The sequence below is a fragment of the Streptosporangium sp. NPDC006930 genome, from assembly GCF_040635605.1.
Lineage (GTDB): Bacteria > Actinomycetota > Actinomycetes > Streptosporangiales > Streptosporangiaceae > Streptosporangium.
Genome location: NZ_JBEYID010000004.1, coordinates 412,243 through 437,798, shown reverse-complemented (window position 1 = coordinate 437,798; position 25,556 = coordinate 412,243). Strand labels below are relative to the sequence as shown.

17 protein-coding genes and 1 pseudogene are annotated in these 25,556 nt (G+C 68.2%); 9 read left to right on the top strand and 9 right to left on the bottom strand.

Annotated elements, in window-relative coordinates:
• Positions 1-23 precede the first annotated feature (23 nt).
• The 3 genes from ABZ664_RS10560 to ABZ664_RS10550 all read right to left on the bottom strand — a co-directional run bounded on the left by ABZ664_RS10560 (position 24) and on the right by ABZ664_RS10550 (position 6,586).
• Positions 24-842 carry a PIG-L family deacetylase gene (locus ABZ664_RS10560; RefSeq protein WP_362506166.1) on the bottom strand — a complete coding sequence of 273 codons (819 nt, stop codon included), beginning with the start codon at positions 840-842 and terminating at the stop codon, positions 24-26.
• A gap of 208 nt (positions 843-1,050) precedes the next feature.
• Positions 1,051-4,884: an NB-ARC domain-containing protein gene (locus ABZ664_RS10555; protein WP_362506163.1), complete on the bottom strand. Its 3,834-nt coding sequence runs from the start codon at positions 4,882-4,884 to the stop codon at positions 1,051-1,053.
• 472 nt (positions 4,885-5,356) lie between these two features.
• Positions 5,357-6,586 carry an aminotransferase class V-fold PLP-dependent enzyme gene (locus tag ABZ664_RS10550; protein WP_362506160.1) on the bottom strand — a complete coding sequence of 410 codons (1,230 nt, stop codon included), beginning with the start codon at positions 6,584-6,586 and terminating at the stop codon, positions 5,357-5,359.
• 411 nt (positions 6,587-6,997) lie between these two features.
• Between ABZ664_RS10550 and ABZ664_RS10545 the strand changes: the two genes are divergently transcribed.
• The 3 genes and pseudogenes from ABZ664_RS10545 (at position 6,998) to ABZ664_RS10535 (ending at position 11,587) form a co-directional block, all read left to right on the top strand.
• Positions 6,998-8,251, top strand: a complete 1,254-nt coding sequence (locus tag ABZ664_RS10545; protein ID WP_362506157.1) for a hypothetical protein — start codon at positions 6,998-7,000, stop codon at positions 8,249-8,251.
• A 150-nt stretch (positions 8,252-8,401) separates the two neighbouring features.
• Positions 8,402-10,486, top strand: coding sequence for a cellulose binding domain-containing protein (locus tag ABZ664_RS10540; protein WP_362506154.1), 2,085 nt, complete (start codon positions 8,402-8,404; stop codon positions 10,484-10,486).
• A gap of 127 nt (positions 10,487-10,613) precedes the next feature.
• Positions 10,614-11,587: pseudogene (locus ABZ664_RS10535) on the top strand (replication initiator).
• Here the strand turns inward: ABZ664_RS10535 and ABZ664_RS10530 are convergent.
• Together ABZ664_RS10530 and ABZ664_RS10525 are read right to left on the bottom strand one after the other, a co-directional pair.
• Complete coding sequence (locus ABZ664_RS10530; RefSeq protein ID WP_362506151.1) at positions 11,527-12,036, bottom strand: hypothetical protein; 510 nt, start codon at positions 12,034-12,036, stop codon at positions 11,527-11,529. The pseudogene ABZ664_RS10535 and the gene ABZ664_RS10530 sit on opposite strands and share 61 nt — an antisense overlap.
• 416 nt (positions 12,037-12,452) lie before the next feature.
• On the bottom strand, positions 12,453-13,406 hold the full coding sequence (locus tag ABZ664_RS10525) for a bacteriocin fulvocin C-related protein (protein ID WP_362506148.1): 954 nt from the start codon (positions 13,404-13,406) through the stop codon (positions 12,453-12,455).
• A 789-nt stretch (positions 13,407-14,195) separates the two neighbouring features.
• On the opposite strand from ABZ664_RS10525, the gene ABZ664_RS10520 reads away from it, so the two are divergent.
• Positions 14,196-17,978, top strand: a complete 3,783-nt coding sequence (locus ABZ664_RS10520; protein WP_362506145.1) for a hypothetical protein — start codon at positions 14,196-14,198, stop codon at positions 17,976-17,978.
• 319 nt (positions 17,979-18,297) lie between these two features.
• Positions 18,298-18,651, top strand: coding sequence for a hypothetical protein (locus ABZ664_RS10515; RefSeq protein WP_362506142.1), 354 nt, complete (start codon positions 18,298-18,300; stop codon positions 18,649-18,651).
• Between the two features lie 20 nt (positions 18,652-18,671).
• On the opposite strand, the gene ABZ664_RS10510 is transcribed toward ABZ664_RS10515, so the two are convergent.
• Positions 18,672-19,250, bottom strand: a complete 579-nt coding sequence (locus tag ABZ664_RS10510) for a hypothetical protein (RefSeq protein ID WP_362506139.1) — start codon at positions 19,248-19,250, stop codon at positions 18,672-18,674.
• A 150-nt stretch (positions 19,251-19,400) separates the two neighbouring features.
• Here ABZ664_RS10510 and ABZ664_RS10505 point away from each other — a divergent pair, with 150 nt between their 5' ends.
• Positions 19,401-20,357: an acyltransferase domain-containing protein gene (locus tag ABZ664_RS10505; RefSeq protein WP_362506136.1), complete on the top strand. Its 957-nt coding sequence runs from the start codon at positions 19,401-19,403 to the stop codon at positions 20,355-20,357.
• A 375-nt stretch (positions 20,358-20,732) separates the two neighbouring features.
• Positions 20,733-20,933: an ArsR family transcriptional regulator gene (locus ABZ664_RS10500; protein ID WP_362506135.1), complete on the top strand. Its 201-nt coding sequence runs from the start codon at positions 20,733-20,735 to the stop codon at positions 20,931-20,933.
• On the opposite strand, the gene ABZ664_RS10495 is transcribed toward ABZ664_RS10500, so the two are convergent.
• Genes ABZ664_RS10495 through ABZ664_RS10485 form a run of 3 tightly spaced genes read right to left on the bottom strand, consistent with a single transcriptional unit; the run spans position 20,923 to position 23,556 of the window.
• Positions 20,923-22,068 carry an FAD-dependent monooxygenase gene (locus ABZ664_RS10495; RefSeq protein WP_362506132.1) on the bottom strand — a complete coding sequence of 382 codons (1,146 nt, stop codon included), beginning with the start codon at positions 22,066-22,068 and terminating at the stop codon, positions 20,923-20,925. The genes ABZ664_RS10500 and ABZ664_RS10495 overlap by 11 nt on opposite strands.
• Positions 22,069-22,084: 16 nt before the next feature.
• A complete protein-coding gene (locus ABZ664_RS10490; RefSeq protein WP_362506129.1) occupies positions 22,085-23,089 on the bottom strand; it encodes a reductase in 1,005 nt (334 codons plus the stop codon).
• A complete protein-coding gene (locus ABZ664_RS10485; RefSeq protein ID WP_362506126.1) occupies positions 23,086-23,556 on the bottom strand; it encodes a CocE/NonD family hydrolase in 471 nt (156 codons plus the stop codon). Before ABZ664_RS10485 ends, ABZ664_RS10490 begins: the two co-directional genes overlap by 4 nt.
• Before the next feature lie 170 nt (positions 23,557-23,726).
• On the opposite strand from ABZ664_RS10485, the gene ABZ664_RS10480 reads away from it, so the two are divergent.
• Both ABZ664_RS10480 and ABZ664_RS10475 read left to right on the top strand, forming a co-directional pair.
• Entirely contained in the window at positions 23,727-24,185 is a 459-nt protein-coding gene (locus tag ABZ664_RS10480) for a helix-turn-helix domain-containing protein (protein WP_362506123.1), read from the top strand.
• 460 nt (positions 24,186-24,645) lie between these two features.
• Positions 24,646-25,551 (top strand): ABC transporter ATP-binding protein, encoded by a 906-nt coding sequence (locus ABZ664_RS10475; protein WP_362506120.1) that lies wholly within the window; start codon positions 24,646-24,648, stop codon positions 25,549-25,551.
• The last annotated feature ends 5 nt before the right edge of the window (positions 25,552-25,556 follow it).

The following is a 25,556-nucleotide window of genomic DNA, read 5'->3' as shown; positions in this document are numbered from 1 at the left end:
TCTCCCTAACGGAGGCCCTCTCCCTAACGGAGGCCGTCGAAAAGGTCGTCCTCGCGATCGCCCGCGGCGGGAACGTGGTTGATGTGACGGATGAAGGCCTCCTGCGCGAACACCTGGTGCTGCGCCTCGGCGGGCATGCGCAGCAGGAAGATGCTGTCGCCCTGACTCGCGTGCGCCTCCAGCGCCTTGCGCTTGCGCTCCACCTGGGTGGACACGTCGACCACGGCGGTGATCTGCTCCTCGGGAACGCCGAAGTCGTCGGGAAGCTCGACGTTCTCGGGGCCGGAGCCGATCGAGCGGAGATACGCGAACAGTTCGGCCGTCCGCTCCCGGGGCACGGCGGTGTAGTAGAGCTTGCGGGGAATGCCGCTCGCCTCGGTGGCGGCCACCGCGATCCGGTGGGCCTGAATGTGGTCGGGGTGGCCGTAACCGCCGTTCTCGTCGTAGGTGACGACGACCTGCGGGCGATAGCGCTCCATCAGCTCGACGAGCCTGCCGACGGCCTGCTCGAAAGGCACGTTGACAAAGGAGTCCGGCGCCTCGTTGGCGGTCCACCCGACCATGCCCGAGTCCTGGTAGCCGAGCAGCTCGACGTGGGAGATCCCCAGATGGGTCGCCGACTCGCGGAGCTCCTCCAGCCGCAGCGCTCTCACCGCCTCCGCGTCATGGCCGGCCTCCCCCGGCTTCACCCCGCCGGGACCGTCGCCCTGCTCGCCGTTCGTGCAGGTCACCAATACGGTACGGACGCCCTCGTCCGCGTATCTGGCGAGGATCCCGCCGGTGCTGATCACCTCGTCGTCGGGATGGGCGTGAACGGCCATCAGCGTCAACTTCTCATCCATGATTTTCCACCCATTCGCAAAAGCCATGCGGACCGGCCCACTCTACGACCGCCCTCGAGAGGCCGAGCGCGACAGGCGGATCACCTGGAACGACGCCTCCGGACGGGGACGGGAGGCGTCCAGCCCATGGACACCACGGGCGAGCCGGAGCGGCCCTCCCCGGCCCCGGACCGCAGGCCCGACCTCGTCGTGTGCGTCGCGCCGGCCGCTATCCGGGCGGGGGGTAGAGGTCGAACCCGTACAGGCCCTGATCGCCACCGGCGGCTATGGCGAACCCCGTGGGAAACCAGGCGAGACAGTTGAGGCCGGCCTCGACCCGCGCTCCGGCCGCGAACGAGTCGCCGTACCTGTCCCACACCCGGATGGTGCCGTCGTCGGAGCAGGTGGCGAGCAGGTTGCTGTCGGGTGAGACGGCCACCGCGCGGATCCTTCCCTCACCGCCGGACAGCCTCGCCCGCTCCGTGCCACCCGCCGACCAGACACGGGCGCCGCCGTCGTCGAAGCAGGCGGCGAGCCAGGTGCCGTCGGGGGCGATCGCCACCCCCCGGGCGGGGCCGGGGCATCCCTTGAGCGAGGCCCGCGCCTTCCCGTCGGCTCCCCACAGGCCGGCCGTGCCGTTGGCGGAGAAGATGGCGAACCACCTGCCGTTCGGCGCCACGGTGATCTCCTCGATCGCCTCCACCCTGCTTCTCAGCGTGGCGTACCTGGCACCGTCCGGCTTCCAGAGCTGGATCTTCCCGTAGATGGACAGCGTGGCGAGCCAGGCGCCGTCCGGGGAGACGAGGAGGTGTGCCGTCGCCCTGATGTTCGCGACCAGGACGGCGCGCTCGGTGCCGTCGGCCCACCACACGCGGGCGGTGCCGTCCTCCGAGCAGGTGGCGAGCCAGGTGCTGTCGGGAGAGATCACCACCTCGCGCACCGGCCCGGTGTGACCGTTCAGCACCGCTCTCCTGCTGCCGCCCGCACCCCACAGTCGTACGGCCCGATCGGCCGACCAGGTGGCGAGCCAGGTGCTGTCGGGGGCGATCGCCACCCCCCGCAGGCGTCCGGCGTGCCCCGTCGGGATGGCTCGCCTGCGGCCACCGGCCCCGCGTATCCGCACGACGTGATCGGTGGACCAGGCGGCGAGCCACGTCTTGTCCGGTGAGACCACGCCGTGGTGACCGTCCTCCAGGGGAACGGTGAGGGTCGCCTCTTCTATCCTGTCCTCGTTCCAGAGTTTCACCGATCCGTCACCGGAGTGGGTGGCGACCCAGCTCCCCTCGGGAGAGATCGTCACCTGGCGGACCGTCCCCGTCCTCCCCCTGCGGCTCTGCCTCGCGGCGCGCTCCGACTGCCAGATCCGGATCGTCCCCTCGTCGGAGCAGGCGGCGAGCCAGGTGCTGTCGGGAGAGATCACCACCTGACGAACCACCCCCCCATGCCCCGTCAGAGCGGCCCGCTCACCACCGTCGGCCTCCCACAACCGCACACTCCGATCACCCGAAAGCGTCGCCAGCCAACCGCCGTCCGGAGAGATCACCACCTGACGAACCACCCCCCCATGCCCCGTCAGGACGGCCCGCTGCCTGCCGTCGGCCTCCCACAGCCGTACGGGACCGGTGGACGACCAGGTCGCGAGCCACGAACCGTCGGGAGAGATCCGCACGCCCGCCCCCGCCCCGGTGTGCCCCGTCAGGACGGCCCGCTCGACGCCGTCGACCCCCCACAGACGCACGCTCCCGTCTCCGGCGAGGGTCGCCAGCCACGAACCGTCAGGGGAGACGGCCAGCGTGGAGACCTTGCCGATCGGCCTGTTCCTGCCGGGGACCTTCTCGTCCTCCTGGTTCCAGCCGCGCATCCTCAGGACGTCCTTCAGCCTTCGCGGCCTGGTTCTCACCCGCACCCGGCTTTTGAGGATCAGATGTCTCTTCCCGCCGGGGCTCCAGAGAGCGACCCCTCCCGTCGCGGAGCGGGTCGCCAGCCACGAACCGTCGGGCGCGGCCACCATCCCGGTGAACTTGCCCGTCCCTCTCCTGAGGACGGCACGCCTGCTTCCGTCGAAATTCCAGAGGCGGACTCTTCCGCTCGCGGAGCGGGTCGCCAGCCACGAACCGTCGGGCGCGGCCACCATCGCGGCGAGCCTGCCGATCCCGTTGCGCAGGACGGCCCTCTGGGCACCGTCGATCCCCCAGATCTGCACCCTCCTTTTCCCCGAGCGGGTCACCAGCCACGCACCGTCAGGGGAGACGGCGACCTCGTGAACAGGCCTGCCGTGCGTGGCCAGCGTCGTCCGGGTGGTGCCGTCGGCCTTCCAGATCTGCGCGCCGCCGCCGCGGGCGTGCACGACGAACCGCGATCCGTCCGGTGTGATCGACACCTCCTCAAGGTGTCTCGCCGCCGAGGTCAGGGTGCGCAGGAGGCGGGTGGAGCCGTCCTCGGGCAGTGGCCAGCGGGCTCTCAGGAAGGTGGTCTCGCTCTCCCGGCTGTAGCGCTCGACCGACGCCCGCATCGGCGGGAACGCGTAAAGGCGGGCGAGCAGGTTCGCCGTGGAGACGGCGTCCGACTCGAAGGGGGTGAGCAGATGGGCGCTACGGGCGATCAGCCGGCGGACCCCCGCGACGGAACGGGAGGTCGACAGCGCCAGATCCGACTCCGCCGCGGCCACCCCGAACGCGCGTACACGGGTGACGAACCAGCGCACGTCATGCAGCAGGGCTTCCAGCTCCCGGTATCTCCTCGCCTCGGAAAGATGGAACAGCAGGTGGTTCCGGAGGTAGGGCACGGTCGGGGGCAGCCTCCACCATTCGGCGTCCGCCGTGAGATCGTCGTCGGGGATGAGGTTTCTCGCCTCGTCGAGAAAGTCGCGGTTGGCGGCCTCGGCGCGCTCCTTGCCCAGGCCGTCCTCCGAGCGGAGGGCGGAACGGACGACGTCGTGGATCGTGATCGACGGCGCCGCCCCCTCCGCGGGGTGCCTGCAGATCAGTGCGAGGTCCTGAAGCCTTCCGCAGAGCCGCTCGGCCTGTTTGGCGGTGAGTCCCGCGGTGCCGCGCCAGAGCAGCTCGACGACGGCGGCCGGTATCTCGACGTCCTCGGGGAAGACGCCCAGCTCCAGGAAGCGGGCGCGGTCGAACGCGCCGAGGGCTTCGAGGCTGTGCTCCACGGTGGCGAGCACCGCGCTCTCCCGCTGGGAGGCGACGGTGACGTCCAGGGGGGTGGGGACGGTCCGGCCGAGCCGCCCGGCGGCCCGGCGAGCGGCGACGTCGGCGTTCGTCCCCGCACCGTACTCGTCGCGCAGCCGGGCGTTGAGCAGGGACAGCGGTAGCGGCCACCTGCCCGTCAGGGCCACCAGGTCGCCGACGACGCCGGGGTTCATCGGCGGCAACCCCCGGCTCAGCAACTGGACGGCCACCCTCGGCGCCATCTCGTCGACGATCATCGCGATCGCCTTCGGGGGCAGTGCCCTGGGCAGCCGGGTCGTCACCAGCACCCGGGACCTGGTGGCCGCGGACAAAAAGGGTCTCAGCTGCTCGAGGCTCCACACGTCGTCGACCACCAGCAGCATGTGGCCCCGCTCCGCCAGGGCCTCGGCCATCCGGTGGCCGGCCTGCTCGGGGCTGGAGAACTCCGGCCGGACGCCCAGCACGGCCTCCGTGACGTCGTTGGCGAGCGCCGCGATGTCGGCCCCGGTGCGGTCACGGCCCACGGTGACCCATATGACGCCGCCGTCGAACCGCCTCCTCACCTCGTCGCTGTGACACGCCTCCACGGCCAGGGAGGTCTTGCCGAACCCGCCCGCCCCGGCGAGACCCGTGGTGAGCCCGACCGTGCCCGAGCGTCGCATCGTCAGGGTGGAGACCACGTCGTCCAGCTCGCTTCTCCTGACCCACCCCGCCTGCCTGTCCGGCACCAGGAAGAGCCCGCCACGCGTGCGTGATCCCATCAGTTTCGGCGTCAGCCATGTCAGCAGAACGACAAGGAAGGCGGTTAATCCGAAAACAACGACCCATTCGATCCTGCGCGCGACGACCGTTTCCGGCAGGTATTCTTCGACCGTTCGCACCGGAAGTCCGACCAGAATTCCGAAAACCACCAGAATCGCCGCAGCGACATCGGCGATTCTTTTTGTGCGGCGAGCCACCGACCACCTCTACAGTGCCGACCCCTGCCCCGACGGGCGCCGGGAACCCTGGAGGCACGATATCTGTTCCCCATTGACCCTGAGTTGAATCACCGATATCCCGGCGATTAAAGCGCACACGAAAAGCCACGTTGCACAGTTTGAGCTGCTATGTCCACGACGTCACATCTGCCATTCCAGCCCGCATTCAAGGTAGATCCTTTTCCGTGACGACACGATCGCCCTTGGTGACCTCTTTCGAACTCGTCCGGGAAGCGCGGACCGGGAAAGGCGGGGGACGGCGAAACCGCCCGGCGTCCGCCGGGCCGGAGACGGCGCGGGACGCCGACGGGCACCCCTGCCGCTCAGGCGCGCATCCGCCGCTCCCGTTCAGACGCGCATCCGTCGCTCCCGCTCAGGCGCGCATCCGTCGCGCGATGTCCCGTACCGCCGTCGCCAGCAGGTCGACGTCGTCGCGGGTGGTGAAGAGCGCCGGCGTCACCCGCACGCAGTCCCCCCTCGCCGGCCCACCGCGGTGCACCGTGAAGATCCGGTACCGCTTCATCAGGTCGGTGGCGATCGCGACGTTCTCGGCCTGCGACGTACGGCCGGTGATCCGGAACGCGGTGATCGTGCCGTACATGGCGGGCTCCTCGGGGGTGAGGATCTCCAGGTTGCCGATGTCGAGCACCTGACCCACCCAGCGGTCGCGCAGGAAGCGCAGCCTCGCCTGCTTGGCGGCGGCGCCGAGGGCGTCGTGGAAGTCCAGGGCGGTGCCGGCCGTCAGGAAGGGCGCGACGTCCAGGGTGCCGGAGTGCACCCGTGAGCGGATGTCCCCCCGTGGGAAGGTCTCGTCGCGGAACGCGACGTCGATGTCGGCCAGGCGGCCGTCGCGGATGTAGAGGAAGCCCGCACCCAGCGGCATGCCCATCCACTTGTGCAGGGAGAACCCGGCGAAGTCGGCGCCCAGGTCGTCCACGGTGAAGTCCAGGTGGCCCCAGGAGTGCGCGGCGTCGACGATCACGTCGATGTCCCGCTCGCGAGCCATCGCCACGATCTCCCGCACGGGGACCACCAGCCCGGTGCGGTTGTTCATGTGGCTGAGCAGCAGCAACCTGAGCTTCGGGTGCTCAAGGAACGCCCTGGCGTAGGCGTCCAGCACCGCCTGCCGGGTCGCCGGCTCGGGGATGACGAGCTTCTCCACCCGGACGCCTCGCCGGTCGCTCAGCCAGTTCATGGCGTACTGCATGCTGTGGTAGTCCAGGTCGGCGTACATCACCGAGTCACCGGGACGCAGCCGCCGGTAGCCGGCGATCAGCAGTTGCAGGGCCTCGGTGCCGCCCCGGGTGAGGGCGATCTCCTTCATGGAGACGCCGAGCATGGTCGCGATACGCCGCCTGACCTGGTCCGCCAGGTCCTTGTAGGTGGTGCGCAGCAGGTAGGAGTTCAGCTCGTTGAGGTGGTCGGTGTTGCGATGGTAGGCGCGGCGCACCGGCTCGGGCATGATCCCGTAGTAGCCGTTCTCCAGGTTGACGAAGTCCGGGGTGACTCGATACTGCCGCGCCACCCGGCTCCAGAAGCCCTCGTCCTCGGCGAGCCGCTCAGGGGCCGTGCCGACGGGAGCGGCGACACCGGCGGACGGCATAGCCGGTGAAGGCCGAACGTCCCGACCGGCGGGCGACGGTGGGGGCGGTGAAGGCGGGAGGGCCAACGCCCCGAGCCCGGCGACCATCTCACGCCTGGACAAGCTCATAGAAACCACTCCACCCCGGTCGGTCAGAGCCCGCGGCGGCCCCGGCCTGTTCCAACGCATCACTCCCAGTGTGCGCGGGGCCGGCTTCGCGACCGGGCATCCGTACAGCTCAGGCGTGGCGTGGCAGCGGCGACAGACCACACCCCCACGCCAAGCAAGCAAGCGCGTGCTTGACGATCAGGGCGATACGCGATCTCTTAGATGAGGCGGCGCGTCTCCTGACAATCTTGACGTCATTCGGGTGGCGTGTTGTGATCCGGATATACGTTATTCCATACTTACTTAGTAGGAAATGAGGCGGTAGTGAGGGTTCTCCGGCGTGCGGCCGCGATGGTGGCGCTCTTGGTGGGCGCGGTCGGCATCCAGGTCGTCCAGGGCGGAGCCGCCCAGGCGGCCCTGCCCACCGCGGCCGTCGCGCTCGGCGACAGCTTCATCAGCGGGGAGGGCGCGGGAGCCTACCAGCCCGTCGTCGACGCCTCGGGGACGGCGCAGTCCTTCCCCGGCTGGTCGGCTCCCAACAGCAACGCCTACTTCTGCCACCGGTCGGCGAACGCCTCGCTGTTCAAGGCCTCACTCCCCGGCATCCAGGACCGCTTCAACCTCGCGTGCTCCGGCGGCCAGCCCGCCGACATCGCCAACCCCTCCGGCGCCCGCGCCAAGGGCCGCTCCGTCGCCTCCCAGCTCGACCAGCTGCGTGCCGTCGCGCAGACCCACGACATCGACGTCGTCCTCATCGGCCTCGGCTCCAACAACACCCAGTTCACCTTCGGCGACGTGGCCACGCTGTGCGCCAACCGCTTCATCGCCGACGCCTGGACGGGCTGGTGGGAGTTCTGGGCCTACCTGGGCGGCGACGTGCCGCAGGAGCCCTGCACCGTCTCGGACCTCGCCTCCGACGCCGAGGTCGCCGCGGCCACCACCGAGACCGCCGCCGCCCTGCGCCAGATCCTCGACACCCTCGCCCAGATCGACGCCGACGGCGTCCACAGCGTGATCCTGCAGACCTACACCAACCCGCTGCCGCTCGACGTCGCCCCGCAGTACCGGGACGAGGACAACCGCACCGACACCCGCGACAAGTTCCGCGCCCTCGGCGCCGAACGGTACGCCGCGGGCTGCCCGATCCACCGCGCGAGCCTCGCTCCCGGGCACGTGTTCTCCCAGAACCTCGGCTCCCTGGTCAAGAACGCCTACACCACGCTGGCGGCCGAGCGTCCGACGGCCGACCTGCGCGTGCTGGACGTCCAGAAGGCCTTCGACGGTGCCCGGCTCTGCGAGAACCCCGGCAGCCCGACGGGTGCGCTCGCCACCCCGATCCGGGTGCAGGACGGGCCGTCCGGCACGTTCGTCACCAGCCTGTCGGGGTGGGACAAGATCGGTGTCCAGCGGGTCGCGAACACCTGCGTCAGCTACTTCCAGACCTGCCAGGAGGGCTGGCACCCCAACGCCGCGGGCCACACCGTCCTCGGACAGTGCCTCAGCGGTGCCCTCACCGCCGCGTCCCGCACGGTCATCACGTGCGCCCGCAACGCGAACGGCACGCTCACCATCTCCTGACCTCCCGGCACCACGCGGCGACGCGGCGACGCGGCGACTGAAAGTTTCACCGCGGGTTGACGGATATGGGGCGACCCCTGACGATCATGTTGCCTCCGGGTCAGGGAGGGGGCGTCGAGTGAACGCCACTATCCGTTGCGAGGTACACCGATGCCGAGAACATCAAGAACACCAAGGACACCGGGGATACTGGGGACACCTAAGAAGCTGTTACGGGCCGCGTCGGCTCTCCTGCTGACGCTGTCCGTCCTGCATGTCCCCACGGCGCGCGCCGATGAGGTCGCCCCGGTCGCGGTGACCGTCAACGCCCGCGCCGCGCTCGCCACCGCCCCCGAGACCGGTATCGGCACCAACCATGCGATCTGGGACGCCAACCTGGGCACCGACACGACCGCCGACCTGCTCAAGGACGCGGGTATGAAGCTGCTGCGCTACCCCGGCGGCTCGTACTCCGACATCTACCACTGGGCCGACCACACCGCCCCCGGCGGCTACGTGGCTCCCAACACCGAGTTCGACACCTTCATGCGCGGTGCGCGTCGCACCGGGGCGCAGCCGATGGTCACCGCCAACTACGGCACCGGTACGGCGGAGGAGGCGGCGGCCTGGGTGCGGTACGCCAACGTCACCAAGGGCTACGGCGTCAAGTACTGGGAGATCGGCAACGAGAACTACGGCAACGGCCACTACGGCGCCACGTGGGAGGCGGACGACCACGCCGACAAGAGCCCCGCCGAGTACGCGCGCCACGTCGTGGCCTACTCCGACGCGATGAAGGCCGTCGACCCGACCATCAAGATCGGCGCGGTGCTGACCACACCGGCGAACTGGCCCGACGGGCTGGTCGCCGAGGGTGACGCAGGGACCTGGAACGACGTCGTCCTCTCGGCCGCGGCATCGAAGATCGACTTCGTGATCCTGCACTGGTACCCCGGCGCCCTCGACAAGGTCGGGCACGTTCCCGACATGATCGATCTCACCCGCCGGCAGATCGCGCGGTACGCCGGGGCCGGCGCCGAGCGGATCGGCATCGCGATGACCGAGTTCAACACCGGGTCGAACGAACGCGGCACGACGACCCAGCCCGGTGCGCTGGCCGCCGCCGACGCCTACGCGACACTGCTCGCCAACGGGGTGTTCACGGTCGACTGGTGGAACGTCCACAACGGCATCGGCAGCGTCACACAGGTCGAGGGGCACACCGACTACGGCGACTTCGGTCTGCTGTCGAACGCGACGTGCACCTCCGACGGCAGCGTCTGCGAACCCTCGCTCAACACACCTTTCGCGCCGTACTACGCGCTCCAGATGGTGAGCAGGTTCGCCCGCCCCGGAGACCGGTTCATCAGGGCCGCGACCGACCAGGCGAAGGTCACCGCACACGCCGCGCGCCGCCCCAACGGTGATCTGGCCGTCCTGCTGATCAACACCTCGTCCGACACGTCCTATCCCGTCGCGATCGACTACTCCGGTTTCAGCCCGGCGTCCGGGGCCCCCACCGTACTGACCCACACCAACGGCGCCACGAGCATCACCTCCTCGACCACAGGCAGCGCGACCGGTCAGACGCTGCCCCCCCTCTCGCTGACCACGATCGTCCTGCGGCCCGCCGACGCCCAGACCGGCCTGCCGGGCACGCCGGGGCAGCCGACGGTCTCGGAGGTGACCGACAGGGCCGCCACGATCTCCTGGCCCACCGCCTCCGCCGGCGCGCGTCCGATCGTGAAGTACGAGGTTCACCGCCAGAACGGAGCCGTCGGCGAGCAGTTCGGCGAGACCGGCGGCACCTCGTTCACCGTGAACAACCTCAAACCGGGGACGCGCTACACGGTCAACGTGATCGCACGGGACAGCGGCGGTGGCGTCTCCGCGCCCTCCGCGCCGCTGACGTTCACGACCGGCACACCCGCCTCCAGTTCGTGCTCGGTGCGTCTGACCAAGCAGACCGACTGGGCCAGCGGCTACGTCGGCGCCATCGACATCACCAACCACGGCGCGCCGGTCAGCAGCTGGACCCTGAGCTTCAGCTGGCCCAGGACCTGGCAGAGCCTGGGCAGCGGCTGGGGCGCCGTCTGGACGCAGGACGGGCAGGACGTGCAGGTCGTCAACGAGTCCGGCAACGGCTCACTGCCCACCGGCGCGTCGGCCACGATCGGCTTCGTCGGCAACTACAGCGGCCCGAACACACTGCCCGCCGTCTTCACCCTCAACGGAACCGTCTGCACGACCCGGTAGCGGCGAAACCGTCCGCGCCCCCGCGGCACGCGGTCCACATGTCAGATCCCCGGCCCACGGTGGGCCGGGGATCCGGCACGCGTCAGGCGCCGGATCTGAGGCAGGTCTGGCGGGCGATGTCCCACCGGTGGATCGTGTGGTCGTAGACGTGGGCGGCCATCCCCGCGTGTTCGCCACCTTCACCGCTCCGTCCTTCGGCGCGGTTCACGCTCACCGCACGGGCAAGGACGGCGAGTCCCTGCCCTGCCGTCCCCGGCGCGACTCCCCCACCTGCCCCCATGGTCGATACGAGGGCTGCGGCAGGCGTCACGACCGCGATGACCCGTAAGTGGGGCAACCGCTCTGCGTGGACTGTTACGAGTACCAGGGCGCGGTCTTGTGGAACTCTCATGCGGGAGAGCTGTGGCGCCGCTTCACCCAGGCACTCCCCGCTGTCCTGGCTCGACTGCTCGGCGTGCCTCGTGCTCACCCCCGTAAGACGTTGCGGCTGTCGTATGCCAAGGTCGCCGAGTACCAAGCGCGCGGCCTGATCCATGTCAACGCGGTGATCCACCTCGACGGCCCGGACGTCCCGGCTCCCCTCCCCCGGACTGGGCGACCGTTCCGCTGCTGGATGCCGCGATCCGGCAGGCCACCGCACAGGTCGTGGTGCCTGCCTCCAAGCAGTCGCCGGACGTTCCTCCACCGGTCCTGCTGCCCTGGGGTGAGCAACTCGACGTGCGACCGGTCTACCTCTCCACCGACCTGGACGGCGTGAGTGATCAGCGGGTGGCCTCCTACGTGGCCAAGTACGCGACCAAGGGAGCGGAATCCGCAGGGACGGTGAACCGACGTATCCGTGACGCCGGGGAGATCGCCCGGCTGGACGTGACCGAACACGCCCGGCGCATGATCTTGACCTGCTTCGCCCTGAACCGCCTGCCTCAATACCGGCTGCTCCCGCTGCGACATTGGTGGCACATGCTGGGGTGCCGGGGCCGCTTCTCCACCAAGAGCCGCTGCTACTCCACCACTTCGGCCTTCGTCGCGGTATGCCCGCGTCAGGAGCCTGAGTCGTCCTTGAGGTTGGGCCGGTCGCGCCAGCGCAGCCAGGCCGCGTAAGCGATTCCCAGGCCGAGGAATGCCGCCAGCAATACTCCTTCACCGAGAACGTGCAAGAAGTAGACCGGCGGATTCACATCGATGACCCACCAGGCGTCGATCGCGGAGTAGAGGAGCTGGGCTACTCCGATGACGGCCACCCATCGCACGCGGGAGGTGGCCGCAGCGGTGACGTAGGCGGCCGCGATCGGCCAGATCCAGCCCGGGGGGGACCAGGAGACCAGGTGATAGACGAAGATCGCGACGACCGACAGCAGCAGCACGGTCATCGGCCACCGACGCCGTAGGAGCAGGAGCGCACCGAGGGCCAGGGCGACGGGGATCACGGCCGGCCAGGGCGAACGCACCCCCGTGGCCAGGGCGATGGCGACGAAGACCACCACGGTGAGCGCGGCGACCCCGAGATCGACGATCCTGGCGAAGTGACGGACGACAGCCGGTGCACGCACCGGCGATGATTCGACCACGTGAGCCCCTTTCTAAGCGATGCGATATTGCGGAGCGGTTTGATGAGTCCTCGACGTTCACCCGACGGGTGATCGCCTCATCACACCGGGTCGCGATCGAGGCACGATCGAACCGAGTCTTTCACGCGCCACGCGCGTTTTGGCAGGGAGCGCCAAAAGCGCTACGCGGATACCCCGATGCGAAATGAGACGCGGGCAACGGGCAACGCCAGGGGTTGGGTGACGGAAAAGGTCGGCCACCCCGTGATGTAAAGACGGAAGAGGGGCAACGAGTTCGGCCCGTGAGCCACGGCGGTGTGGTCACCGGCGATATCCATGGCGGGACGCGGCCTTGAAATCGAGCGCGACTGCCGCCTCAGCGCCCGCATGAATATCGTGGCATGCCTCGCCGATCTCGGCTAATAACAAATCAGTCCCTGGCTTGTCTGCATGCAACACATGCCGTTGCAGATGTACCACCACAGAGCTCCGCAACCATTCTCCTGATAGCAGCCGAGAGCTCCTTGATAGCACCTGTTGCCCCCAAGACACAGAGGGCTGCTGATCGAACACTCACACGCACTCGCCGCGACAGTGTGAGCATGGGCCGGTCGATCCGATGACGTGGAGGCCGACCGAGGACCGAGATTGGCGAACAGGGCGGCGGCGTCACTCTCACCGAAGGCGGCGACCGCCCTCTCTAGCAGCGAGGCGAGGCTGTGATGCGTTTCCTCGGTATTCGGGGCCGCGAAGGTCTTGCTGTCGCCGGCCAGTTCCATGAAAGCGTCGAACACCGCGTTCTGCTCCGCACTCATCTTCGGCAGAGAGCCGCGGTGTTCCTGCAGGTGATCGCCCCAGAGACGGCTGCGCGTCTGAGGGGGAAGCGCGTTGAAGATGGCTCGGCGATGCTCCAGATCGTGGACGCCGAAAGCCTGGTAGGTCTGCGGAAGGTTCGCCCTGTTGGCCTGCACCCACTTTTCCGCGGGCGACGGGTCGGCCGCGGCGGCCTGGGCGAGCGACGTTCTCCCTGCGATCACGGACACAGCGACACCGAGGCCGGCCAACCGCAGGAAGTGGCGACGGCCCGCGCCCGCATCGGCGGACGAGGCGGCGTGCCGCTCCTCCGCCCTCCGGTTCTCGCCAAGGGTGGCCAGCAGGCCGTACGTCCCGCAGACTCCCAGGCGCGCGGCGAGCCGAATCGCCATGGCCGCGCCCGTCCACGCGCGCACGCCGTCATGCCCGACCCTGATGAGGGTCGGCATGTACGGTGCGTCATCACCGAGTGCCTGCTTCCGCCACGCGACGACCTCTGGATGCATGAGCGGAACGATCTCAAGACGATGCTCGGCGAATTTCTTCACCTTGTCGGCCAACCCTCGACATTGGCCACAGGAAGCATCGAAAGCGAGAATCCATTTAGGGCTGGAATCTGGCTGCATGATGTGTTCTCCCTTTATTCGCATCTGTGTGACGAGAGGGAACCTATGGGCCGTTCCGATGCCCGTCAATCGGCCATCCTGTTTAGGACAATCTCGTAGATCGGTGGCGGTAGCCGCGACCCTTCGTCAAAGATGACATGCGAAAATTCATTTCGCACACGGAGCGTTGTGGACCGATCAGCGTATCGTCACGAGAGGAGGGGCCGGAAAGTTCACGGGGAGAATAGGCCCCGCGAGAGCTTGCCAGCTCCCTAACAATCACCTTGTCAAATCGACGACGTTACCGTCGGCGACGGAATGTCGATCGAATCAACGGGCGCACCGTCATCGCCAACAACAATCCGATAATGTCGACGAACACGCACCGTCCGCGACCATGACTTTCTTATTCGCGTCACGGCCATGGCGGTCGCGACCGGCGATGTCGATTCCCTGACGTTTCGAAAGTCCAGTGTCCGATTCGGTCGCCACTTTCATACCGCCCAGAAACGCCTCGGTATGACTTTTCTGCATCCTCGGCACCGGGCCATCAATCCGACAGGCTGCCGTGCATTCATGATGGCGCTATCAATACTTTCCTATCGACGCGGCGGATTCGGCGGCCGTCCAAGCATGCAAGCGCTTTTGCAAGATCCATCACGTGGACGATCAATGATTCGCGGTTCCCTTCTGATGGTTGGAGAGTTTTTGCGCATTACCAGAAGCCGCTCCCGGGTATGGGTCATGACCTTGGCGATCACCGGTCTCCTCGCGGGTCCTTTGCAGCTGTCCGCACTATCCGAAACAGCTGCGGAGTCGTCGCCGACCCCCATTCCATCGGCCGCGTCCCCACAGCCGAAACCCCCCGAAGACCAGCCCAAGCCATATCAGCCGGTCGAGCGACCGGAAAGCGAGCTACACAAGAAACTCGCGGCGCAGAAACCCGACTTCGGCGACGAGGATCCGCTGTCACGGGCGTGGAATCGCGGCGAGATCGGCATCGACGAGTACGTGCGCCATTCGGTCGAGCGTCTGGCCGGCCCGGACAACGTGCCGGCGAAGTATCGTTCCAAGGAGGGCGTGCCGCACGAGGCGGGTCTGGCACTTCACTACGCACTGTCCCTGGCCGATCGGCAGGCCTCGCCGGAGACCAAGTCCTGGCTGGCCGAGGTGTTCAAACAACCCGATCCGGCCCCGGCCCGATCCGCGCCCACCCTTCCTTCCACTTCGGCGGCCGCGCCATGGACGGAATGCGGCGCGGGCCATACCTTCCTGGACAACACTTTCTACTGTCGACACACCGTGACCACCACGACCCGTTTCGACGTCTACTACAACATCGACGGCATCGGCGGCCCCGACGGCGTTCAGGCCATGGATACCAACACCAACGGCGTCCCCGACGCGGTGGAAACCATGACCACCAACCTCACCAAGGCCTGGGAACAGTACCGCGCCTGGGGGTACGAGTTGACCGGACAGAGCGTGGTCACCTACGTCGGATTCGATTTCTTCGGCTTCAACCCCAACCATCCGGGCGTCACCATCCCGACCGGAGGCCCGTCATCCAACGGTCCAGTCATCTTGTTGCCCCCTGACCCCGGTGATCCCAGCTCCGGCTCCTCGACGCGGCGAGATTGGAAATACACCTATCTCCCGTACCACGAGATGTTCCACGCAGTGCAATACCATCATCTGTCCAACCTGGAACTGGGCGCCAATCTGACCTCGATCAACTGGTGGATGGAGGCAACCGCCGAGTGGGCCACTCACGAGCTGTACAAGAAGCTCAACCCCTCCGGGCCGGGCAATGGCGCCTACGCCTCGTCGCTACCACTGTTCCTGGGCGAGCCGACCGAGGCTCTGAACACGGCGCAGGAGGTATGGAGCACCTCACCCAAGCGGCAGTACGGAGCGTTCATCCTGGCGAACTACCTGACCGAACGGACCACTTTCGACTTCGTCCGACAAACGTGGCAGGCGATGAGCGGCAAACTTCCGCTTGAGGCCATCGAACAGGTGCTGAACGGCTACGGCCGCAACCTGAAAACGGAACTGCAGGGCTTCGCCGTGGCCAATTATCGCCTAACCAACAAGACCACGAACTTGAGCGGATTTCTGGGCGCGGCCGACGGCTACGCCGACCCGGACACTTCCACCACCTGGCGCAATTTTCTCCCAGGAAGCTTAGCCGAGAGGCCCAAACGGTCAGCCGAGAGGTCCTTGAGCTGGGGCGGGTCGACCAACGGCCTGGTGCTCATCTATCCGGGTGGTACGTCATATGTGGAACTGACGCCGCCCACGAGCGGATCGGGTCGGGTCACGGTTCGGGTCAACGTCCAGGACAACATTCCGTACGGGGATGTTCGGCCGTTGCTGGTCGTCTGGCCGAAAAGTTCGGGAGTGCCGACGATGTCACCGTCGCGCTGGGTCCGGACCGATGCCGGTGGATCGGCGTCGCTGTCCATCTCCTCCACGGAGATCGCCACTCTGATCATGCCACGGGTTGACACCTATGCCGCCAGCGGCGCCGCGCAGAGCGGAACCGCCGCGCAGCAGGTTACGTGGTCGGCCTCAATGGCCACCGAGACAGGCGTGCAGGTCAATTCCACCCTGACCAACATGTTCAAGAACTACGGGGACAGCGCCGGATGCGCGGACTGGAGCGGAGGCGATGCCACCCAGTCCGTGCGGTTGCCGTCGGGCAAGCGGGCCTGGTTCTTCTCCGACACCTTCCTCAACCACCCCAGCAAGCGGCCGGGGGGATTCGAGACCAGCTTCCTGCGTAACTCGATCGTCATCCAGAACGGCTCCGCTCTGCGCACGATCACCGGGGGGAACACGTGTAAGGAAACCGATCAGTCAGTCGACTTCTGGTCCCGCTACGCTCACACCCCGGTCGGAAACGGCTCGCAGTACTGGACCGGCGACGCCAAGGTCAACGGCGACAGAGTCGTGAAGTTCTATTACAGAGGCTTGGGTGGCGTGGACACCCGTGGCGCGTACGTGATCTTCCCGAACAGCGAGCTGGACAACAACACCGTCATAAAGAAAACCCCGACCGCGCTGGCCGACTGCTTCGTCTCCGCCCCCGATCCGATCATCTGGGGGACGGCCTTGGTGGAGCAGGGCGGTTACACCTATATCTATGGCCACGAATCCAAAACGGCACTGGGCAAGCGAATCTTCCTCGCACGTGTCCCGACCACGTTGGACCTGACCGATCAATCCCTCTGGCGTTATTTCACCGGAACCGACAGCTCGGGAAATCCCCAGTGGGGTACCTCGTGTTCCGCCTCTCGGCCTCTGGGGGTGCTGGCAGAGGCGGGATTCAGCGTCATCGACCTCAACAACCGGTTTTGGTTGGTTCACCATGCCGATCCGCATGTCACTCCGGGGCAGATCGTCGCCAATCCATCCACGACCCCGTGGGGATTCACCAACAACCGGATCAAGCTGTACGACCCCCCGGAGCGCCATGTCAGCCCCAACTTCTCTATGGTGTACGAGGCACGCGTCCATGAGGGTCTGTCGTCGGATCCGAGCAAGATCGTCATCTCGTACAACGTCAACACCAACGCGGTGAACATCGGCTGCCGGCCGTTGACGGACTATAACGCCGACACCTACCGGCCCAAGTTCATCGACGTTCCTGTCACCGCCTTCTTCTCCCCGACCTCCTTCAAAGCCGCAGCATCGGCGACCGCCGAACCCGGACCGGCGCCTGCCGACTCCACCGGGGGCCGCGGTATCCACCCGCCCGCCTTCACCGACACCGGGCGTCCGCCCAACGCCCCCGCTCCGCCCCCGGATGGCAAGATTCCACGAACCAGCACGCAGGAGGCCGCCAAGACCCTGGCCGCCGCGGCGGCGGGCCCGGACAATTCCTGGTACGACAACACCGTCGAGCCGCAGAAGAGCAACGCCGGCTGTCCGCGGATCCAGGACCTGCAGGGCAGCGGCTTGACCGCTGCCGTCCAGCCATTGGCCAACGCCAAACTGAACTGGGACGATGTCGGCATGGGCGTCTGGTACTGGATCTATCAGCGCGACGCCACCGCAGGCCAGAGCTGGAAAAAGTTCGATATCTGGACGACGAAACCCAACGCCGATCTGGCACCGCTCGATGGCGCCACCAACCATGGACACCAATTTGAATGGTACGTCGTTCCATACGCCAGCGGCAGTCATCCCGAACTGGCCGCCGCCAAGTCGAACACCACCAGCGGTGTGATCAAACTGGCCAAGCCGGCTGCTCCGACCGGCGTCACCGCCACCCCAGCGGGCCCCTACAAGCTCAACGTGGCTTGGAACGGGGTCACCTTCCCCAGCAGTGCCGTGTACTACTACATCTATTACTGGACCGGGTCCCAAACTCCCGTAAGGCTCGGTCCGTGGGGAGCCGACCAGCGCAGCGCTCCCATGTACCCCCTGCCGGGAGGACAGTACTACTGCTTCCAGGTCGCCGCGGAAAACCTCAGCGGTGAGGGAAACAAATCCAACCCGACCTGTGCCACCGTCCAATAGAAATCGTGGTCATACACTCTGACCAGAAAAAACCGTGACACCGGGAGGCCGTCGTGAACGCGCGAGATGCGCCGGCGAGCATGGCGGCCTCCCGTTCTCGTTTCCCTCTCGATGTGCCCGTCACGCCCTTCACCCACATCAAGGGCGGCAGTCCGGCGTTGGGAGCAGGGCCTTCCGGGCGGCGAACCTGCCCCGCCCACCGGGACGACGACCGTCTGATTCCCGGCACCGGCTGCTCGCTGACTCCTCGACCCCATGACCAGCAGACGAAGCCGACCCGCTATCGTGCCTGATGGCGAAGTCCCTCAAGGAGGCCGCCATGGGCATCCGGAATTCAACGTCGTTCACGACGGCTACTCTGACCGGTTTTCGTCTCATAGGACTGACGACGGTCACCGCGCTCCTCCTCAGCGCCTGCAGTACGCCTCGTGATGAAGAACAATTCATCATCATTAACGCCACACAAGAAACCGTCACGGTGAAGGGAAAGCTCAACAAGGGGTCCTTCGCCGTCCTCGCTCCGGGAGAGGACGTCGGCATCAGTCTGCCGGACTCCATGTGCCATCAGCCTGAGGCGACCGACGTTCTCGTGGCGACCAGCACGAAGACAGGAAAGTCTTATACATACGGTCCGCCGATCTGTTACGGCACAAGATGGAAAATCGGAGGCTGACCAGAGATCTTCAGATGGGGTCAGCCGGCGTTCGGGCGAGCCAGATGGTGATCCCCGCAAACGTCGAGGTGAGAACCCTCGACGTGACGCCGGTCGCCGGCACTCTTTTGAGAGTGCCGGCGAGCAGGACTTTCCGCCGGGCCTGTCAGGCCGGCTCGTGAAAGGCACGGAGCCGGGCCCCTGTCTTTGGTGAAGTAGTGGACCTCGGCCGGGAGGGTGTCGATGAGGGTCACGCCGGTGGCGGCGGCGCTGCCGGAGTTGGCCACCGCCAGGTCGATCGTCATGGCCTCACGGCGGGTCCGCGACGCGCTCCTGGTCAGGGTGAGCCTGGGGGCGTGCACGGTGGTCGTGGCCCTCGCGGTGTTGTTCGCCGTGCTCACCTCGGGGTCGCCGCCGGCGTCCTTCGCGGTCACCGCCACCGTGTTGGTCAGGACGATCTCGTCGGCGACGTCGTACGGAACGCGGTGATCGAAGGTCTCGGTCGCCGACCTGGCCGCGTCGAGGTACGGGGGCGTCCTGGTCACCGTGGTGCCGTCGGGCAGGGGGTCGGTCAGCGCGATCGAGATGGCGGCGCCCGTGCCGACGTTGTCCGCCCTCACCGGTAGGCGAGCGTGTCGCCGGGCAGGGCGGCGGCCCGGTCGACGGTTTTTGAAACGGCCAGTTCGGAGAGCTGCTCGTCGGAGGCAGAACAAACCACCTCATGCGGAGCAATCCGCCGCCCCGTGGCATCGGCGGGTAGGATCATCCGCGTGGATCTGGACGCCATCGCCGCCCCGCTCGGGGTGCCCGTCGAGGACGTCGACCGCGTGCACCGGCTCGCCGGCGACGGGCCATCGGCTCCTCTGCCCGCCAAGGCCGACGCGCCCGCGATCCTCGATCGGCTCGCGGTGCGGCCGGACGACGCCGCCGAGATCATGGAGGGCTGGCCCGACCCCGGCTCCCCACTGTGGACTCCGGAGCTGCGCTGGCTGCTCGACCGCTCGATCGCCCTGGTCCGCGCCGATCTCGGCGGCCACGGCTGGTTGTCGCCCGGCCCGGAGCTGCCGCGCGAACGCGGCCCCGCCTGGCGGCATCTCTACGCGTACGCGTACCTCGCCCTGGTCGACGTCACCACGGGATACCACCGCGACCACGGCGTCGCCGACGCCGTGTCATGGGCGAGCCTCGCCGACCTGGGCCGCAACCTCGCGGTCGACCGGCGGATGCGCGGCGAGGGCTGGCCCGTCATGCAGAGCTGGCTCACCCTGCACGCGCGCGGCAGCATCTACGAGCTGGGCCGGTTGCAGTATCACCGCGGCGGCGCCACCCTCGACCTGCACATCCCCGAGTCGGGGCCGATGACCCCCGAGGCGGTCGCGGCGTCGCTCGACGAGGCCCGCGCGTTCTTCCCACGCCACTTTCCCGACGAGCCCTACACGGAGTTCGCCTGCGGTTCGTGGCTGCTCGACCCGCAACTGCTGGAATACCTGCCGGAGGACTCCAACATCGTCCGGTTCCAGCGGAGGTTCGAGCTGGAGCCGTACGAGGAGCCGGAAGGGCTGGACGCCGACGTGGAGGTGCGGCGGTTCGTGTTCCGCGACCTGTCCACACCGCTCGATCGGCTGCCGCGCCGCACCGCGCTCCAGTGCGCGGTCGTCGACCACCTGAAGGCCGGCCGCCACTGGTACTGGCGCCGCGGCCGCTTCCCGATCCAGCCACACCCCTGACACCTGTTTCACCAGGTGCCTCCAGGCGCTACCGGCGAATCCAGCCGCCCTCCCACTCGACCAGTGGCGACGGCTCGCCCACCTCACGCGGCGATCGGCCGGTTCCGCCGCCGTCCCGATCATCCGAGGGGCACATTCCCAGCAACCCATTGTCTGGGGTCACCGAACTTGAGAGTGAGGTACCGCTCCCACCTGCGCACTATCAATTGGCAGCGATCACGACGGGTGCGTTCAGCGTACTGCCGTCGGCGAGGTGCACGGCGAAGCCACCTCCGCGCCGGGCGCCGCGGTGAGCATCGGCGTGGGCGTCGGCTTCGACGGCTATGACGCGGGCGCCGGTGCGGATCTCGGCGCCCCCGCGGCTTCCTCGAAGCGATGGCCAGCGACACCCGTCAGCAGATCCTCATGCTGTTCGCAGGCGGGATCGAGCTGACGGTGGGCGAGGTCACCGAGCGGATGGCGCCGGCACGGTCAGCCGCCTCCACCCATCTGGCGACGCTGCGCGACGGTGGGGTGCTGAGCGCCCGGCGGCCTGGCTGCCCGCTCAGCCAGGCCGCCGGGCGGCTCAGCCTTTGATGAAGCGGCGGGTGATGTAGCGGCGCACCGGCGGGAGCGTGGTCAGGCGTAGTGGCAGCTGGGTCAGCCACAGCAGCAGCGGGCTGGTGGGGGCGTAGACGCCTTTGACGCGGCGGCCGAGTTTCTGCTTGCGTTCGGCTTCGGGTCGGATGGCGGCCTCCCATGCGGCCAGCGCGGCGGGCACGTCGCCGGGGTGGGCGGCCAGTTCGGTGCCGAGGCGGTCGGCGCCGCCGACGGCCAGCGCGGAGCCGTATCCGGCGAACAGGGTGACGCACCAGGCGGCGTCGCCCAACAGGACCACCCGGCCTTTACTCCAGGACGGTGCGACGACCTGGCTGATGGTGTCGAAGTAGACCGAATCGGCCCGTTTGAGTCCGGCCAGGGCTTCGGGGATGACCCAGCCGAGGTCGCCGTAGACGCGTTGCAGTTCGGTGGCAGCGTCTTCGCCGGGGCGGGCGTGGCTGGTGCGGTAGCCGAAGAAGGCGACGTTGCGGCCGTCGGGGACGCTGATGAAGGCGGCGGTGCGGCCGCGCGAGGACAGGGTGCCGGTGGCTCCGGTGGCGATGGTGGCGGGGCGTTTGTCGAGCATGTAGACGGCGACCTTGTGTTCCAGGTCGAGCAGGAAGTCCTCTTCCGGGCCGAACAGCAGGGCGCGGGTGGCCGAGTGCAGGCCGTCGGCGCCGATCAGCAGATCACCCTTCTCGATACTGCCGTCGGTCAAGGTGACGCGGACGGCGCGGCTGTCCTGGTCGACGGCGGTCAGGGCGGTGCCGAAGCGGATTTCGGCGTGGCCCTCGACCTTCTCGTACAAGACGGCTTCCAGGTCGCCGCGCAGGATGGTGATCGAGCGGGGGCCAGTGGTGGCGACGATGGTGGCACGGTCGAGGGCGAAGCGGCGTTCGCCGTTCGGCTTGTGGTAGACGAGTTCGCCGGTGATGAAGCCCTTGTTGAGCAGGTCGGGCAGGATGCCCATGCGTTCGGCGGCGTCGTAGCCGATGCCGCCGAAGGTGACCGCGTAGCCGCCGCCGCGCCGCGTCGGGACGCGTTCGACGATGAGGGTGTCCCAGCCGATCTGGTGCAGGCGCAGGGCGGTGGCCAGGCCGGCGATGCCGGCTCCGATGATGATGGCGCGCATGAAGGTCGTGTCTTCCTTAACGTGAGAGGTGGTTGAGCAGCCGCTGCTCGGCGGCGGCGTTGAGCCAGGTGTCGGGGGAGGGCGCGTCGGCGCGGGGGGCCGGGTCGCCTTCGGCCTGCAGCCAGGCCCAGGTGTCGGCGAGGGTGTCGCGCAGCGGGCGGGTGGTGAGGCCTTCGGCCAGGGCGGCGCTGACGTCGGCGTCGTGCATGCCGCTCGGCGCGCTGCCGTCGGGCATGCGGAGCCCGAGTTCCATGCCGAGCGGCAGCCCATACCGGCCGAGCAGTTCCGGCGGCGCCCACACCAGTTCGGTGTCGAAGCCGGTGACCTGCAGCGCCGTGGTGAGCAGGTCGCCGACGGTGATCGCGCCGGGCGGGCCGGTCGTGGTGAAGGCGCCCGCCAGGCCGCGTTCGGCGGCCTGAAGCATCCAGGCGGCCAGATCCCGGACGTCGAGGTACTGCAGCGGCGTCTGAGCGGGAGCGGGAGCCAGGACGCGCCCGCCTTTCTCCAGGCGGCGCAGCCACCACGGGATGCGGCCGACGTCCTCGTACGGGCCGAGGATCATCCCGGCTCTGGCCAGCAGCGCCGCCTCGGGGAAGGATTCCAGGACGGCGAGTTCGCCGCCGCGCTTGGCGGCGGCGTAGTCGGCATCGTCGGTGCCGGCGGGGTCGCCGTCGACCAGGAGTGCGTGCTCGTCGGCGTGCGCGGGCCAGGGCCAGCGGTGCACGCCGCGGCTGGAGACGTAGCCGTAATGCCCTGTCCGGCCGGCCAGCAGGCGGGCGGTGTCGCGCGCCACCCGCGGCGCCCAGGCCCAGGTGTCGATGACCGCGTCCCACTCCTCGTGGCCCAGCGCCAGCCGTACGGCCTCGGGGTCGGTACGGTCGGCCAGCAGCGCCCGCACACCGGGTGCTGGGTCGCGGCTGAGGCCGCGATTGAGGGTGCTCACCTCGTCGCCGCGCTGCAGTGCGGTCTCCACGACGGCGCGGCCGACGTGATGGGTACCGCCGAGAACAAGCAGTTTCATGATGCTCCTGGAATGAGGGGCAGCCAGAGGGCTGAGGGGTGCCGGCGGTCGTGGAAGATCTCGTGGTCGGACACGCGCAGGTCCCGCCCGATCGCGAGGGGTTGCCCGGTGCCGAGATTGCGGCCGAAGCGTGGGTGGGCGCGCAGCCAGCTCAGCGTGCCGTCGTCGTCGGCCGGGTCGATGACGAAGCCGTCGAAGCGGCCACCGGATCCGGCCGTGCCGCGCAGGCTCTGGTACAGCACCTGGTAGCCGCGCTCGGCCAGCAGGGCCGGGAGCCGGTCCAGGGCGCTGCCACGGCCGTACGGGCTGCGCAGCAGCACCAGCGGCGGTCGGCGCCGGCCCGTCGGGTAGTAGTGCGTGGCCAGCAGCCGCACGCCATCGGCGGCCGGAATCTCCACGTTGCGCCGCACGCGCACCCGGTGCCGGAGAGCGGGGCGCACCCCGTACAGGCGGCCGAGCAGGGTCATGGCCGGTCACTTTCCTGGTGACGTAGATGAGCTGTCGCATCGCCGACCAGGCTTCCCGGCACACCATCGAACCTCTCGCGAGAGGCCGATACGAGAACTATAGCCACTTTTCAGAAATTTCCGAACAGTCAGTGTGTTCGGTATCCTATTTCTCCCAAGGAGGAGAGCGTGTGAACGACCGGCATGAGCAATGGCAAGCGGCGGAACGGCTGGCCCTGACCCTGACCGAGGGCGGGCTCCAGCGCATGGCCGCGCGCACCCTTGCGTTCTTCCTGTTCACCGACCAGGACAGCGTCACCGCCGGCGAGATCGCCGAGCGGCTGGAGGCCAGCGCGGGCTCGGTCTCCGGTGCGATCAAATCCCTGCTGACGGTCGGCCTGATCGAACGCCTGCCCTCACCCGGTAGCCGCCGCGAGCACTACCGGCTCCGCGATGATGCTTGGGCCATCCTGTTCACCAGTCAGAACACCGTCATCCAGGCCATGCTGCAGGCTGCGGCCGCCGCAATCGCCGCCACCGATGAAGGCGATCTCGCCCATCAGCGCCTGGCGCAGATGCACGCCTTCTACGACTTCCTGCTCGGCGAGTTGCCCGCCCTGCTGGACCGTTGGCACCAGCAGACCGGCTGACCCCAATCCGGCCGATTCTGCCTGGCCAGGGCCGATGCGCATCATGCCGGAGCCTTATCTGGAACCCGGGTTTGATCCTGCTTCTGACCTGAGGTGATGCAGTGTGGACAGTGTCGTCGACGACGATCATGGAGTTGGCCTGTCGGCAAGGTCCGGCACGTTCGGCGAAAAGGCGCTCCGGCGTGTCGCGAGTTGCGATCCGTCTCAGGATCTCGTCGGCGCGGCGCTCGCCAGGTGCTCGGGTGGATGCGTCGCGGAGTTGCGGGTTGTCGGCTTGCAGCCGGCGGATATGCGTTGTGGAGACCTCCGGGCGGCGTGACAACGGGGGTCGAAACCCAGAGGACGAAAGGTGAGGTCGCCGCCATCTGGTGGACAACCGGCGGCGCTGTTACTGTCGTCATCGGAGCGCCGGGAAGTCTGGTCGGCAATGTCATAGCGGACCGGTTCATGGAGGCGCCCCGTGGCGAACAACCCTGCCTTTGTCGTCAGTGGCCTGACCAAACACTTCGGCAAGGCCCGCGCCCTGAACGGGCTGGACCTCACCGTACAGACCGGCGAGGTCCACGGCTTCCTCGGCCCGAACGGCTCGGGCAAGACCACCACCCTGCGCATCCTGCTCGGCCTGCTACGCGCCGACGCCGGCCACGCCGAACTGCTCGGCGGCCACCCGTGGCACGACGCCGTCGAGTTGCACCGGCGGCTGGCCTACGTGCCCGGCGACGTCGTGCTGTGGCCCACTCTGTCGGGCGGCGAGGCCATCGACCTGCTCGGCCGGCTGCGCGGAGGCCTCGACCGGCGGCGCAAGGCGGCGCTGCTGGAACGCTTCGACCTCGACCCTGCCAAGAAGGGCCGCGCCTACTCGAAAGGCAACCGCCAGAAGGTGGCCCTGATCGCCGCGCTGGCCTCCGAAGTCGAGCTGCTGCTGCTGGATGAGCCGACCTCCGGTCTGGATCCGCTGATGGAGGCCACCTTCCGCGAGGTCGTCGGCGAGGAACGCGCCCGCGGCCGGACGGTGCTGCTGTCGAGCCACAGCCTGTCGGAGGTCGAGGCGCTCTGCGACCAGGTCACCATCATCCGCGACGGGCGGACGGTGGAGACCGGCACCCTGGCCGGGCTGCGCCACCTCACCCGTGCCACCATCGACGCCGAACTCGACCATGTCCCCGACGGCCTGAACGATCTGGCGGGCGTGCACGGCCTGGCCGTCAGCGGCTCCCCGGTCCGGTTCCAGGTCCGCTTCCAGGTCGACGGCGAACATCTCCAGGCGGTGCTGCGCCTGCTCACCGACGCCGGCGTGCGCGCACTGACCTGCCGGCCGGCCACCCTGGAGGAGCTCTTCCTGCGCCACTACCGGGCCGCAGCATGAATGGC

What these genes read in the sequence shown, in the direction of transcription:
- ABZ664_RS10550 (WP_362506160.1), bottom strand. Translation starts at nt 6,586, where the DNA reads ATGCCGTCCGCCGGTGTCGCCGCTCCCGTCGGCACGGCCCCTGAGCGG.
- ABZ664_RS10515 (WP_362506142.1), top strand. Translation starts at nt 18,298, where the DNA reads ATGGGCATCCGGAATTCAACGTCGTTCACGACGGCTACTCTGACCGGT.
- ABZ664_RS10560 (WP_362506166.1), bottom strand. Translation starts at nt 842, where the DNA reads ATGGATGAGAAGTTGACGCTGATGGCCGTTCACGCCCATCCCGACGAC.
- ABZ664_RS10500 (WP_362506135.1), top strand. Translation starts at nt 20,733, where the DNA reads ATGGCCAGCGACACCCGTCAGCAGATCCTCATGCTGTTCGCAGGCGGG.
- ABZ664_RS10540 (WP_362506154.1), top strand. Translation starts at nt 8,402, where the DNA reads ATGCCGAGAACATCAAGAACACCAAGGACACCGGGGATACTGGGGACA.
- ABZ664_RS10485 (WP_362506126.1), bottom strand. Translation starts at nt 23,556, where the DNA reads ATGACCCTGCTCGGCCGCCTGTACGGGGTGCGCCCCGCTCTCCGGCAC.
- ABZ664_RS10520 (WP_362506145.1), top strand. Translation starts at nt 14,196, where the DNA reads ATGACCTTGGCGATCACCGGTCTCCTCGCGGGTCCTTTGCAGCTGTCC.
- ABZ664_RS10490 (WP_362506129.1), bottom strand. Translation starts at nt 23,089, where the DNA reads ATGAAACTGCTTGTTCTCGGCGGTACCCATCACGTCGGCCGCGCCGTC.
- ABZ664_RS10495 (WP_362506132.1), bottom strand. Translation starts at nt 22,068, where the DNA reads ATGCGCGCCATCATCATCGGAGCCGGCATCGCCGGCCTGGCCACCGCC.